Origin of the sequence: Rhodococcus sp. 5A-K4 (genome assembly GCF_046097995.1) — a bacterium.
Classification (GTDB): Bacteria; Actinomycetota; Actinomycetes; order Mycobacteriales; family Mycobacteriaceae; genus Rhodococcus_F; species Rhodococcus_F erythropolis.
The window spans coordinates 81,227-94,827 of sequence record NZ_JBJURM010000020.1; the positions used below are offsets into that span (position 1 = coordinate 81,227).

8 protein-coding genes and 2 tRNA genes are annotated in these 13,601 nt (G+C 63.8%); 8 read left to right on the top strand and 2 right to left on the bottom strand.

The genetic code is table 11. From position 1 onward, the window contains the following. Positions 1-5: 5 nt before the first annotated feature. Positions 6-1,358 (bottom strand): M20/M25/M40 family metallo-hydrolase, encoded by a 1,353-nt coding sequence (locus tag ACKAMS_RS23665; protein WP_003946170.1) that lies wholly within the window; start codon positions 1,356-1,358, stop codon positions 6-8. Positions 1,359-1,476: 118 nt separating this feature from the next. Between ACKAMS_RS23665 and ACKAMS_RS23670 the strand changes: the two genes are divergently transcribed. From ACKAMS_RS23670 to ACKAMS_RS23705, 8 genes are all read left to right on the top strand, one after another. Next, positions 1,477-1,562: transfer RNA gene (locus ACKAMS_RS23670), tRNA-Leu, on the top strand. 162 nt (positions 1,563-1,724) lie between these two features. Further along, positions 1,725-1,810 (top strand) — tRNA-Leu (locus tag ACKAMS_RS23675). A 108-nt stretch (positions 1,811-1,918) separates the two neighbouring features. Further along, a complete protein-coding gene (locus ACKAMS_RS23680) occupies positions 1,919-3,460 on the top strand; it encodes an SDR family NAD(P)-dependent oxidoreductase (protein WP_074447104.1) in 1,542 nt (513 codons plus the stop codon). Positions 3,461-3,617: 157 nt separating this feature from the next. Then, positions 3,618-4,049: a universal stress protein gene (locus ACKAMS_RS23685; protein WP_182261219.1), complete on the top strand. Its 432-nt coding sequence runs from the start codon at positions 3,618-3,620 to the stop codon at positions 4,047-4,049. Positions 4,050-4,093: 44 nt separating this feature from the next. Beyond that, positions 4,094-5,344, top strand: a complete 1,251-nt coding sequence (locus tag ACKAMS_RS23690; protein WP_021344351.1) for a trans-acting enoyl reductase family protein — start codon at positions 4,094-4,096, stop codon at positions 5,342-5,344. A 152-nt stretch (positions 5,345-5,496) separates the two neighbouring features. Continuing rightward, positions 5,497-7,680 carry a malate synthase G gene (locus ACKAMS_RS23695; RefSeq protein WP_134999312.1) on the top strand — a complete coding sequence of 728 codons (2,184 nt, stop codon included), beginning with the start codon at positions 5,497-5,499 and terminating at the stop codon, positions 7,678-7,680. Between the two features lie 159 nt (positions 7,681-7,839). Further along, positions 7,840-9,534 (top strand): VWA domain-containing protein, encoded by a 1,695-nt coding sequence (locus tag ACKAMS_RS23700; RefSeq protein WP_408989618.1) that lies wholly within the window; start codon positions 7,840-7,842, stop codon positions 9,532-9,534. Further along, positions 9,534-10,682 (top strand): metallophosphoesterase, encoded by a 1,149-nt coding sequence (locus ACKAMS_RS23705; RefSeq protein WP_195791741.1) that lies wholly within the window; start codon positions 9,534-9,536, stop codon positions 10,680-10,682. The genes ACKAMS_RS23700 and ACKAMS_RS23705 overlap by 1 nt, the downstream gene beginning before the upstream one ends. 22 nt (positions 10,683-10,704) lie before the next feature. Here the strand turns inward: ACKAMS_RS23705 and gcvP are convergent, their stop codons facing one another. After that, positions 10,705-13,563 (bottom strand): aminomethyl-transferring glycine dehydrogenase, encoded by a 2,859-nt coding sequence (gene gcvP, locus ACKAMS_RS23710; RefSeq protein ID WP_024487228.1) that lies wholly within the window; start codon positions 13,561-13,563, stop codon positions 10,705-10,707. Positions 13,564-13,601 lie beyond the last annotated feature (38 nt).

Genomic DNA, 13,601 nt, shown 5'->3' on the forward strand with positions numbered 1-13,601 from the left:
GCTCGTCAGGAATTGAGCAGGAAATGTTCCAGAACACGTGTCCCGAACAGTAGTGCGTCCACCGGAACTCGCTCGTCGACGCCGTGGAACAGCGCGCTGAAATCCAGCTCGGGCGGCAACTGCAAAGGTGCGAAGCCGAAGCAGCGAATGCCGAGTTTCGCGAATGCCTTCGCGTCGGTTCCGCCGGAGAGCATGTACGGAACTGTGCGAGCCTCCGGATCGTGGGCGAGGATCGCCTCGTTCATGGCGTCGACGAGATGGCCGTCGAACGTTGTTTCGTACGAATCCAGCTTGGTGATCCACTCGCGGGTCACGTCGGGGCCGATCAGCTGGTCCACCGTGCGCTCAAATTCGGCCTGCCGTCCCGGCAGCACGCGGCAGTCGAAGACCGCCTCGGCAGTCTGCGGAATGACGTTCGCCTTGTATCCGGCCTTGAGCATCGTCGGGTTCGCCGTGTCACGGAACGTCGCCCCGATGATGTTGGCTATCGTCCCCAACTTCGCGAGAGTCCCGTCGATGTCAGGTGATCCCGGATCGAAGTCCAATCCGGTCTCTTCGCCGACGGCGGTGAGGAACTCGGCAACCGAATCCGAGATCACGATCGGGAACTGATGAGCAGCGAGTCTCGAGACCGCGCCGGCGAGTGTCGCGACTGCGTTGTCGTCGTGGAGGAAGGAGCCGTGCCCGGCGCGTCCCTTGGCCGTCAGACGCATCCAACCGAGGCCCTTTTCCGCAGTCTCCACGAGGTAGAGCCGTCGGTCGGTTCCGTCCGGCCGCGGAACCGTCAGCGAGAAACCGCCCACCTCACCGACGGCTTCGGTCACTCCCTCGAACAGATCCGGGCGGTGCTCGACCAGCCACTGGCATCCGTACTTTCCGCCAGCTTCCTCGTCCGCCACGAAGGCGAACACCAGATCACGCGGCGGTACGACGCCTTCCGCCTTGAACTGCCTGGCGAGGGCCAGGATCATCCCGACCATGTCCTTCATGTCCACGGCGCCGCGCCCCCAGACGTAACCGTCCTGGACGGTGCCGGCAAAGGGATGGACGCTCCAGTCGGCGGGCTCGGCCGGAACGACGTCGAGGTGACCGTGAAGCATCAATGCACCTCGACCCGACTCAGCTCCCTTCAAGCGAGCAAAGACGTTCCCGCGGCCGGGCGCACCGGACTCGACGTATTCCGTCTCGTAGCCGACTTCTTGAAGCTGCGCGGCAACCCACTCCGCGCACGCACGCTCACCCTTGGTGGTTTCGAGTTCTCCCGTGTTCGAGGTGTCGAAGCGGATGAGAGAACTGACCAGTTCGACAACTTCTGCTTCGGCTCTGCTCGGATTCGGATTATTCGGGGTTGTGGTCATTCCACTTTCCTACCATCGAATCAAACGACGCGGGCGACCGGAATGCCCCGCAACCTGGCGATTTGGGGCAGCTGACCTAATCGGATACTCTTTCCCAGCACCGAGAAATCGGGGCCGAGTCCGAGTGGCGGAATGGCAGACGCGCTAGCTTGAGGTGCTAGTGTCCTATTAACGGACGTGGGGGTTCAAGTCCCCCCTCGGACACTCGAATACAGCAAAAAGACCCCAGCCTGATCAGGTTGGGGTCTTTTTGCTGTGCGCCTTTATTAACCCCCGGCGGTTAATAAAGGCGCACAGCAGTGGGGCGATTTGGGACCTGGCGATGGCATCGGATACTCTTTCCCAGCACCGAGAAATCGGGGCCGAGTCCGAGTGGCGGAATGGCAGACGCGCTAGCTTGAGGTGCTAGTGTCCTATTAACGGACGTGGGGGTTCAAGTCCCCCCTCGGACACTCTGTGTTGAGACAGACAGGAAAAGCTCCGGTTCATCGAACCGGAGCTTTTCTCGTAATTGGCGAAGTTCCCGCACCAGGGAACAGTCCGCGCGAGCGGCGATCGAGATGGAACAGAAGTTCGAAGTGGATACAGACACCAAGAAGTCGGATGCACTGCAGGCAGATTCGCTGGAAACAGCCGATTCAGAATCTGCTCGAGCCGAACTCACCGGCCTCGACCCCGCAGAACTCGAAATCTGCCTGAAGGTCCTTTCCGAAGCCGCCGAACTCGACGACGAGCATCCCGATTCGATCACCATGCAGCGCGCTGTCGGCCATCTGTTCAAGCGACTCAAGAAGAAGCGCCGCCTCGCCTCGCGCGCAGCCGTCAACGAAGCGGACCGCCAAGTAGTCGCCGCGACTGCCACAGGTTCACCCGATCGCATCGACGACGAGACCGCAGGCATTCCGATCAAGTCGAACACCGCCGGCGCTTCCGCCGGCACGCTCATCAAGGCGCGACCGTGCTACATCTGCAAGCAGCGCTACACCGCAGTCGACGCCTTCTACCACCAACTGTGCCCCGATTGCGCTGCCACCAGCCGCAGCAAACGTGATGCGAGCACTGATCTGACCGGCCGACGCGCACTTCTGACCGGCGGCCGCGCGAAGATCGGCATGTACATCGCGCTGCGCCTGCTGCGTGACGGCGCACATCTGACCATCACGACGCGATTCCCCAACGACGCGATCCGCCGATTCAAGGCGATGGAAGACAGCAACGACTGGATTCACCGTCTGCGCATCGTCGGCATCGACCTCCGCGACCCCGCCCAGGTTGTTGCACTCGCGGATTCCGTTGCCGCACAGGGTCCGCTCGACATCCTGATCAACAACGCCGCACAAACTGTTCGACGCTCCCCCGGTGCTTACGGCGCCTTGGTCGACGCCGAGTCCGGTGCGCTTCCCGCCGGTGAACTGCCTGATGTCCTGACCTTCGGCAAGACGAGCGACGCTCACCCCGCGGCTCTGGCCGGATCGCTGTCGGACGTCGCAAGCATCACCTCCGGAAATCTGTCCGCCGACGCGGTCAGTTCACTCGCACTCGTCGCCAAGTCGGCTTCACCCGATCGCATCGAGCAGGGCATCGCCATCGACGCCGGCGGGCTGCTGCCGGACCTCGCGCACACCAACAGTTGGGTCCAGACCGTCGAGGAAGTCGATCCGATCGAGCTTCTCGAAGTCCAGCTCTGCAACTCGGTAGCGCCGTTCATCCTCGTTTCACGCCTGCGTCCGTCGATGGCCGCGGCAGCTGCGCGACGCAAGTACGTCGTGAATGTCTCTGCCATGGAAGGCCAGTTCAGCCGCGCGTACAAGGGCCCTGGCCACCCGCACACCAACATGGCCAAGGCAGCACTGAACATGCTGACCCGCACCAGCTCCAAGGAAATGCTCGACGACGGCATCCTCATGACCGCCGTCGACACCGGCTGGATCACCGACGAACGCCCGCACTTCACCAAGATGCGGTTGGCCGACGAAGGTTTCCACGCACCACTCGACCTCGTCGACGGTGCAGCCCGCGTCTACGACCCCATCGTTCAGGGCGAGTTGGGCGTCGACCTGCACGGCTGCTTCCTCAAGGATTACAAACCCTCGCCGTGGTGATGGGCGGCACCCCTCAGTGGTGACAGGCAGCACCTAGGCGCCCCAATGTGGCGATCTCGTCACCGCCAAACCCCCGTGTCGAGTAGCTCAATTCAGGTAGGGCACAGCATTGCAGGCGATAATGGACTGCGAACCTGCTCACCGACTCGGAGGAACCATGACGATCGCCGTCGTACACAAGGACAGCCCGGAAGGCCGCGCCGCAATCGTGGCCGCCGCACGGGAATCCGCGGGTCGAAGCGAGGAACTGCTGGTTCTGCACGTCCTGGACGATGTCAACATCGGGGACACGGCCGACACCGGAGACACCGAGGACGATCGGGCCGCTCTTCGCGGCGAGATTCAGTCAGCGCTCGACGCCGGTGGATTCTCGGAGACGAAGTGGGATCTGCGCACCACCGAGCACGACGGCGATCCGGTGACCGCGCTCGTCAATCTGGTCCACGGCGCGGGTGTCGATCTCCTGATCGTCGGAACACGCCGGATGTCCCCCATCGGCAAGTTCCTCCTCGAACGCCCGCTGCAGCGTCTCCTGCTCGAAGTGGAGGCTCCGATCCTCGTCGTCAAGGAACCCCTCCCTGCTGAGTGACCTCGGTCACATCACTTTCGAGTGCGCGTTTGTAGGCTGGCTCCATGACTGGAACCTCGCCCGCCCGAGAACTCGACATCATCGTCTACGGAGCGAGCGGCTTCGTCGGAAAGCTACTCGCCGACTACCTCGTCAAACATGCTCCTGAAGGCACGAAGATCGGCCTCGGTGGCCGCTCCCTCGAGAAGTTGGCAGCCACTCGCGCCGATCTGGGTACCGCCGCGGCCGATCTCCCCTTGATCATCGCCGACGCCGACGACGCCACCGCATTGAAGGCGCTCGCGCAGCGAACTCGGGTCGTCGCCACCACGGTCGGCCCGTACGCCAAGTACGGTCACACCCTTGTTCACGAATGCGCCTCCGCCGGAACTCATTACGTTGACCTCACCGGTGAGGTGCTGTTCCACCGCGAGAGCATCGACGCCAACCATGAGCTGGCGGTCTCGACCGGCGCAAAGATCGTCCATTCCTGCGGATTCGATTCCATCCCTTCCGATCTCGGAGTTCACGTCCTCCACGAGAAGGTCACTGCCGACGGCGCCGGTGAGCTCACCGACACAACGCTGGTGGTCACGGCGCTGCGCGGCGGCGTGAGCGGTGGCACGATCGATTCGCTTCGCAATCAGATCGACGTGTCGAAAGACGATGCGCGCTTGCGGAAACTCGCGGCCTCGCCGTATTCATTGAGCCCCGATCGTGACCGGGAGCCCGACCTCGGACGACAGAGCGACGTGAGCGTGGTCGACGGCAAGAAGATCGATCCGTCGTTGAAGGGTTGGAAGGCACCGTTCGTGATGGCGTCGTACAACACACGAGTCGTCCGTCGCAGCAATGCGCTCCGAGAGTGGGCGTACGGCAAGAAGTTCAAGTACAGCGAGGTGATGAGTGTCGGTTCCTCGGTGGTGTCACCGGTAATCGCGGGCGGTGTCGCAGTCGGCCTCGGCGCGCTGGTCGCCGGACTCGCTCTTCCTCCGACGCGTTTCCTTCTCGACAAGGTATTGCCTGCGCCCGGCGAGGGCCCGAGCGAGAGCACCCAGAAGAAGGGGCACTTCACGCTCGATGTGTTCACCACGACCACGACCGGCGCTCGATACACCTCACGAGTGAAGGCGAAGGGCGACCCGGGATACAGCGCGACGGCGGTAATGCTCGGCGAATCTGCGTTGTCATTGGCGAAGGACCACAAGGATCTCCCCGCGGCCACCGGCGTATTGACTCCATCGACAGCGCTCGGCGACGTCCTGGTCGAGCGTCTAACCAAGGCCGGTTTCGAGATTTCCGCGCGCAAACTCTAGACAGAACGAATTTCACTTGATCGTTTCAGCTCTTCGCGCCCGATTATCGCAGCTCAGGGCGCGGACAGCGGTGGGAATACTCCCAGGTAACATTGATGTTGGTTCATGGCATCCATATGTGGTGCTCCGCTTTCGGAAAAGTGAGGCTATTCATGACTGAGCGCGTTCAGGTCGGCAGTCTTCAGGTTGCCAAGGTTCTCTACGACTTCGTGGTCGAGGAGGCTCTTCCCGGCACCGGTGTAGACGCCGAGACGTTCTGGGCCGGCGCCGACAAGGTCATCACCGAGCTCGCACCGAAGAACCGCGATTTGCTTGCCAAGCGTGACGATCTGCAGGCTCAGATCGATCAGTGGCATCGCGATCATGCCGGCGCTCCCATCGACGCTGCCGCATACAAGGCGTTCCTGCAGGAGATCGGCTACCTCTTGCCGACGCCTGCCGAGTTCTCGGTCACCACCGCGAACGTCGACACTGAGATCACCTCGACGGCCGGCCCGCAGTTGGTCGTGCCGATCCTCAACGCGCGCTTCGCTCTCAACGCGTCCAACGCCCGCTGGGGTTCGTTGTACGACGCGCTGTACGGCACCAACGCCATCTCGGAGGAGAACGGCGCCGAGAAGGGTTCCGGCTACAACAAGGTCCGAGGCGACAAGGTCATCGCCTGGGCGCGTGAATTCCTCGACGCGGCAGCACCTCTCGCGTCGGGGTCGCATGCAGATTCGACCAAGTACGTGATCGACGGCAGTGAACTGAAGATCACGTTGTCAGACGGTACGGTCACCACCCTCGCCCAGCCGGAGAAGTTCGTCGGCTACCTCGGCGAGAAGGACGCACCGACGAGCATCCTGCTGCTCAACAACGGATTGCACGCCGAGATCCAGATCGATGCGTCCTCCCCGATCGGCAGCACCGACGCCGCCGGTGTCAAGGACGTCGTTCTCGAATCGGCCGTCACCACGATCATGGACTTCGAGGACTCGGTCGCCGCTGTCGACGCCGACGACAAGGTTGTCGGTTACCGGAACTGGTTGGGCCTCAATCGCGGTGATCTGTCCGAGGAGATCAAGAAGGGCGCCAAGTCCTTCACTCGTACGCTCAACGGCGACCGTAAGTACACCGCCGTCGACGGCAGCGAACTCAGCCTGCACGGTCGTTCGCTCCTGTTCGTCCGCAACGTCGGTCACCTCATGACCAACCCCGCGATCCTCGATGCCGACGGCAACGAGGTCCCCGAGGGCATTCTCGACGCTTTGATCACCAGCACCTGTGCAGTGCACGGCCTCTCGATCAGTGACGCCAACGGCCCGCTCGACAACAGCCGCACCGGCTCGATCTACATCGTCAAGCCCAAGCAGCACGGCCCCGAGGAAGTTGCCTTCACCACCGAACTGTTCGGCCGCGTCGAGCAGGTCCTCGGGCTTCCCGAGAACACGCTCAAGGTCGGCATCATGGATGAGGAGCGTCGCACGACAGTCAACCTCGCTGCCTGCATCAAGGAAGCCGTCGACCGCGTCGTGTTCATCAACACCGGCTTCCTCGACCGCACCGGCGACGAGATCCACACCTCCATGGAAGCCGGCGCGATGGTGCGCAAGGCCGAGATGAAGAAGCAGAAGTGGATCGGTGCGTACGAGGACTGGAACGTCGACACCGGACTGGCCTGCGGCCTGCAGGGCAAGGCGCAGATCGGCAAGGGCATGTGGGCCATGACCGAGCTGATGGCAGACATGCTCGAGCAGAAGATCGGCCACCCCAAGGCCGGCGCCAACACCGCGTGGGTTCCTTCGCCAACCGGCGCAACGCTGCACGCGACGCACTACCACCGCGTCGACGTGTTCGCTGTTCAGGACAGCCTGAAGGGCAAGCCGCGTGCGAGCGTCGACGACATCCTGACCATCCCGCTCGCTCCCAGCACCGACTGGACGGACGCGGAGAAGAAGGAAGAGCTCGACAACAACTGCCAGTCCATCCTCGGCTACGTCGTCCGCTGGATCGACGCGGGTGTCGGCTGCTCCAAGGTTCCCGACATCCACGATGTCGCGCTCATGGAGGACCGCGCCACCCTGCGCATCTCGAGCCAGCTGCTCGCCAACTGGCTGCGTCACGGCATCGTCAGCGAGAGCGACGTTGTCAGTGCACTCGAGCGCATGGCCCCGGTTGTCGACCGTCAGAACGAGGGCGACGCCGAGTACCGCAACATGGCACCTGATTTCGATTCCAACATCGCGTTCCAGGCTGCCAAGGAACTCATCCTCGAAGGCGCGAAGCAGCCCAGCGGATACACGGAGCCGATCCTGCATCGCCGCCGCCGCGAGTACAAGGCTGCCAACGCCTGATTTCACCTTCTTCGAACTCGAAGCTGAACCCGAACAGCCTCGGCACCGCTACCGGTGTCGAGGCTGTTCGCGTAGGCCCCGAAGATTCGTCACTAGACTGGCCGAGGACACAGTCCGTTCAACAGACATTCTTCGAGTGACCAAGGTAGGGCAAGGTACGTGGGCGAACATCGCGGCGGGTCAGGCGCCAGAGGTATCAGCAAGGGGCCGATTCTCGTCGTCGTGCTGATCGTCTTGATCGTTGCAAGCTTCTTCGGGTGGAAGGCCCTCAGCAACCGGATCGACGATCAGGGCCAGCAGGCAGCAGGTACGTGCGTCGAAGGCAACAAGACACTCGACGTCACCGCGGATCCGTCCATCGCCCCACAGATCGAGGAACTGGCCAAGCGGTACACCCAGACCTCTCCGGTCGTGCGCGATCACTGCATCGCCGTCGTGGTGCACGGTGCGCCGTCCGCGTCGGTCTCGACGGCACTCGAAGCCGGTCCGGCGGCATCCTGGGACGACGCAGCATTGGGACCGCGTCCCTCCCTGTGGATCCCGACGAGCTCGTTCGAACTCGCGCCGCTGGCGGGCAAGGCCGTGATCAACGGTGATCCCCGCTCGCTCGCGAGTTCCCCGATCGTTCTGGCAGCCGGTCCCGAGACCGCGGCAGCATTGGCCGGCGCCGCATCGAGTTGGAAGACATTGCCTTCCGATCTGACGGTCGCCCTGCCGGTCGGAAGTACCGAAACCTCGATGGCCGCACAGGCGATCGCTGCCGACGTCGCCGATGCGGGTGCCGGTCCGGTCACGACGGATCAGGTGAAGTCCGCGCAGGTCAACGCTGCGCTCAGTGCGCGGGCGTTGCAGTTCCAATCCTTGCCGACTCCCCCGACGTCCACCGCCGAAGCCCTCGGAGCACTGAGCGCCGGAACACCGGATTCGGTGAAAGCCGTTCCGGCCACGGAACAGTCGATAGCGCAGAGCGCGAACGCGGCGATGACGACGTACTCCCCCGCCGGCGCAACGCCAGTCGCGGACTATCCGGCGGTCATCGTCTCGGGCAGCGGGATCGACGAAACCGCCTCGCGCGCAGCGGCGCAGTTTGCCGATTTCATGCGTGAGCCGAATCAGTCACAGTTGTTCGTCGGCGCCGGTTTCCGGGTCGAGGGTCAAGATCTTCCCGATCTCGGTGCGGTGTCTCCGGCCAAGATCTCGTCCACGTTGAAACCGGCTTCGGCCGAAACCGCAGCTGCGCTCGGTGACATCGTCGCCAATCCGGTCTCTCCGCGTAGTGCCACCATCCTGATGGACACGTCGGCGTCGATGGGTACCGACGACGGTGGCACTACCCGCTTGGCGAACGTTGCCGCGGCAGTGAACACGCAATTGGGTCGCAGCCCTGACGCTTCGGACATCGGCCTTCGCGAGTTCAGCACGGGCACCGACGGAAAACCGTCCGAGCGCATCCTGGTTCCGGGCGGTTCACTGTCCGAGCCGAATCGGCGTGCCACCATCACAGATTTCCTCAACGGGCTTCGAGCCGGCGGAAAGACCTCCAAGTACCCGGCGCTTGCCAGTTCGTACAAAGCCGCGGTTGACGGTTTCGACGCGGGACGAGTCAACTCGGTGCTGCTGATCACCTCGAGTACACATGACGAATCCACCACGACGCGAGCCGAACTGCTCAGCGCGATCGCCGCTGCGGGCAATCCGTCGCGTCCGGTACAGGTCGACGTGATCGTCGTCGGTGCGGGCGACGACGTCTCCACACTCCAAGACGTCTCGGATCGGACCGGCGGAACCTTGGTTCGCGTCGATTCGACGTCCGGCCCCGCTCTCGCGGCCACAGTGACCAAGATGCTGTCCTGATGGGGCGCGTCGCGGTTTTTGCAGTCCTTCTCGCCCTTCTGACCTGGTTCCTGCACCGCCGACTCGTTCGCGCCACCGGCATCCCGAGGCGATGGGCTCGTCTTGCCGACACTGCGCTTGTCGTCTTGGCGGTCTCGACGCTCATCGGGGTCGGCAGCGGCGAAATCTTCCCGACGTCCTGGGCGCGACCGATCGGATTTCTCGGATGGGTCTGGCTGGCTTCGTGGCTGTACCTGATTCCCGGACTGCTCGTGATCGGCCTGTTTGCCGGGATCAGTCGACTACGTGCACGCCGCACGGATACCATGACCGAAGTCGACCCGGCCAAGCGTCGTACGTTGCAGTTGGCTACAGCAGCAGTCACTCTCGCGGCGATCGGCACCGCCGGCTACGGCGTCTACGAGGCGTCGGGCCCCAAGATTTCACGCGTCCGCGTGCCGCTCGCTCGCCTGCCCGAGGGCTTCAACGGATACCGGATCGCCTTGATCACCGACCTGCACGTTGGACCGGCCCGCGGGGTCGACTTCACCCGCAAGGTGGTCGAAATCGTCAACGCGCAGAATGTCGATCTGATCGCGATCGGCGGCGATCTCGTGGACGGCACCGTCGCAAAAGTTGCTCCCGATCTTGCTCCGCTCGCCGATCTTCAGGCGCCGGACGGAATCTTCGGAGTCAGCGGAAACCACGAGTTCTACGCGGACGACGGTGGCAAATGGCTCGACGTGTGGGAAACATTGGGGATCACCACACTTCGCAACAGCCGCGCCTCGATCCAGCATGACGGCGACACCATCGACATCGTGGGCATCCACGACTACACGTCGCCGGCCCCGTACGAGCCGAACCTTACTGCCGCGCTCGCAGGTCGTGATCCGAATACTTTCGCCTTGCTTCTCGCGCACGAACCGCGTCAAGCGATCGAGGCGTCCGAGATGGGTATCGATCTGCAACTGTCCGGGCACACTCACGGCGGGCAGATGTGGCCGCTGAGGTATCTCGTTCCGCTGCAGCAGCCCTCGGTGCAAGGCTTGGACAAGGTCGGAAACACAGTGCTCTACACGACGCGTGGCGCCGGGGCTTGGGGCCCGCCGGTACGCGTCGGCGCACCGCCGGAGATCACCGTTCTCGAACTCGTACGCGAGAGGTGATGATCTCCGGCGGGCACACGCCTTAGTTGCCTGCGAACGCTTCGATCGGCGGGCACGAGCAGACCAGGTTGCGGTCGCCATGTGCACCGTCGATACGACGCACGGACGGCCACACCTTCGGGCGAGCCTTGCCTCGCGGGAAGACGGCGATCTCACGCGAGTACGGGTGATCCCACTGCGCTGCAATGCTTCCGGCAGTGTGGGGAGCACCGCGTAGCGGGTTGTCCTCCACCGTCCACTCGCCGGCGCCGACGCGATCGATTTCGCCGCGAATGGCGATCATCGCCTCGCAGAACTCGTCGATCTCTTCGAGGTTCTCGCTCTCGGTGGGCTCGACCATCAGTGTGCCGACCACGGGGAAGCTCATGGTCGGTGCATGGAAACCGTAGTCGGCCAGACGCTTTGCCACGTCGTCGACGGTGACGCCAGTGTCCTTGGTCAACCCACGGAGGTCGAGGATGCACTCGTGCGCGACCATGCCGTTCTCGCCGGTGTAGAGAACCGGGAAGTACTCGTCGAGTCGACGCGCGATGTAGTTGGCCGACGCGATGGCGGTCAGGCTGGCGCGGCGCAGGCCCTGAGCACCCATCATCCGGATGTAGGTCCAGGTGATGGGCAGGATGGACGCACTGCCGTACGGCGCTGCCGAGATCGTGCCTCTACCACCGAGTTCGGGGGCCATCGGGTGTCCGGGCAAGAACGGCGTCAGGTGCGAGCGCACACCGATCGGGCCGACGCCGGGTCCGCCGCCGCCGTGCGGGATGCAGAAGGTCTTGTGCAGATTCAGGTGGCTGACGTCGCCGCCGAATCGGCCCGGACGGGCAAGGCCGACAAGCGCATTGAGGTTGGCGCCGTCGACGTACACCTGGCCACCGGCGTCGTGTACCGCTGCGCAGATGTCGGAGATCTCGTGCTCGTAGACACCGTGGGTGGACGGGTAGGTGATCATGATCGCGGCGAGACGCTCGGCATGATCGGCGATCTTCGCGCGCAGATCGTCCACGTCGACGTCACCGTTGGGGCGGCACGCAACAACCTCGACGCGCATCCCGGCCATGACGGCAGACGCCGCGTTGGTGCCGTGAGCGCTCGACGGGATGAGGCAGGTGTCGCGGTGGTCGTCGCCCCGGCTGAGGTGGTAGTTGCGGATTGCGAGCAGGCCTGCGTACTCCCCCTGGCTGCCGGCGTTGGGCTGGAGGCTGACGTTGTCATAGCCGGTGACCGCGACCAGCCAGTCTTCGAGATCCTTGATGATCTTCAGCAGACCGGGTGCATCCGACGTGGGCGCGAACGGATGGATCGCGTTGAACGCCGGCCAGGTGATGGATTCCATCTCGGCGGTCGCATTGAGCTTCATGGTGCACGAGCCCAGCGGGATCATGCTGCGATCGAGGGCGATGTCCTTGTCGGAGAGCGCGCGCAGGTAGCGAAGCATTGCCGTTTCCGTACGGTAACGGGTGAAGGCTTCGTGCTGCAGGTAGTCGGACGTGCGCTCCTGAGCAGCCGGAACCGAGTTGCCCTCGGCTTCGATGGCGACAACAGCATCCTCGATACCGAACGCGTCGAGCACGGCAAGGACGTGGTCGGCGGTGGTGGCCTCGTCGCAGGAGATACCGACATGATCGGCATCGACCAAACGCAGGTTGATCCCGGATTCCTTGGCCGCAGCGACGACGTCGGCTGCCTTGCCCGGAACCTGAGCCAGGACGGTGTCGAAGAACGAATCGTGGACTACGGTCACGCCGCCCTCGCGCAGGCCGTTTGCCAACGCGTGTGCGCGGGCAGCGACGCGCAACGCAATCGCCTTGAGCCCCTCGGCGCCGTGGTAACTCGCGTACATCGCAGCGAGGATCGCGAGGAGCACCTGCGCGGTACAGATGTTGGATGTCGCCTTCTCACGGCGAATGTGCTGCTCACGTGTCTGCAGCGCGAGGCGGTATGCCTTGTCTCCGTCGGCGTCGATGGAGACGCCGACCAAACGGCCGGGCAGCTGACGCGCGTGCTTGGAGTGCACGGCCAGGTAACCGGCGTGCGGTCCGCCGTACCCCATGGGAACACCGAAGCGCTGGGTGGTGCCGAAGCACGCGTCCGCACCGAGTTCACCCGGCGAGGTGATGAGCGTCATCGCAAGAAGGTCGGCGCCGACGGCAACTAGCGCGCCGCGCTCGTGAGCTTCCGCGATGATCGAGGTGTAGTCCACGACGCGTCCCGAAGCGCCCGGGATCTGGGCGATGACACCGAAGAAATCGCCCTCGGGCAGTCCGGCAGTGAGATCTGCGGAGACGATCTCGATGCCGAGCGGCTCGGCGCGTGTCTCGATGACGGCGAGGGTCTGCGGATACAGGTCCGCGTCGACGACAAAGCGTGGGGACTTGCTGCGGTTCGCGCGGCGCAGGAGCGTCATGGCTTCGGCAGCGGCGGTGGCCTCGTCGAGCATCGACGAGTTGGCCAGTTCCATGCCGGAGAGATCGGCGACCATGGTCTGGAAGTTGAGGAGGGCTTCGAGGCGGCCCTGGCTGATCTCCGGCTGATACGGGGTGTACGCGGTGTACCAGGCCGGGTTCTCGATGATGTTGCGCAACAACACCGGCGGCGTCAACGTGTCGAAGTAGCCGAGGCCGATCATCGACGTCGCGACAGTGTTCTGGGCTGCGAGTGCAGTCAGTTCGGCAAGTGCCTCGTGCTCTCCAACCGGAAGCGGCAGAGCGTCGAGTCCGGCCGCGATGCCGTTCGGGGCAGCGTCGAGGATGACGGAGGGAACGGCCTTGGTTGCCAGTTCGTCGAGTGAATCGACACCGACGAGTTCGAGGATGCGCGCGAGTTCCGCGGCGTTCGGACCGACATGGCGGTCGGCAAATATACGGCTTGCAGCGTCGATCACGACAACTCCCAGACAGATCGGAGGATCAGGACACACAC

What these genes read in the sequence shown, in the direction of transcription:
- ACKAMS_RS23695 (WP_134999312.1), top strand. Translation starts at nt 5,497, where the DNA reads ATGACTGAGCGCGTTCAGGTCGGCAGTCTTCAGGTTGCCAAGGTTCTC.
- ACKAMS_RS23685 (WP_182261219.1), top strand. Translation starts at nt 3,618, where the DNA reads ATGACGATCGCCGTCGTACACAAGGACAGCCCGGAAGGCCGCGCCGCA.
- ACKAMS_RS23680 (WP_074447104.1), top strand. Translation starts at nt 1,919, where the DNA reads ATGGAACAGAAGTTCGAAGTGGATACAGACACCAAGAAGTCGGATGCA.
- ACKAMS_RS23705 (WP_195791741.1), top strand. Translation starts at nt 9,534, where the DNA reads ATGGGGCGCGTCGCGGTTTTTGCAGTCCTTCTCGCCCTTCTGACCTGG.
- ACKAMS_RS23665 (WP_003946170.1), bottom strand. Translation starts at nt 1,358, where the DNA reads ATGACCACAACCCCGAATAATCCGAATCCGAGCAGAGCCGAAGCAGAA.
- ACKAMS_RS23690 (WP_021344351.1), top strand. Translation starts at nt 4,094, where the DNA reads ATGACTGGAACCTCGCCCGCCCGAGAACTCGACATCATCGTCTACGGA.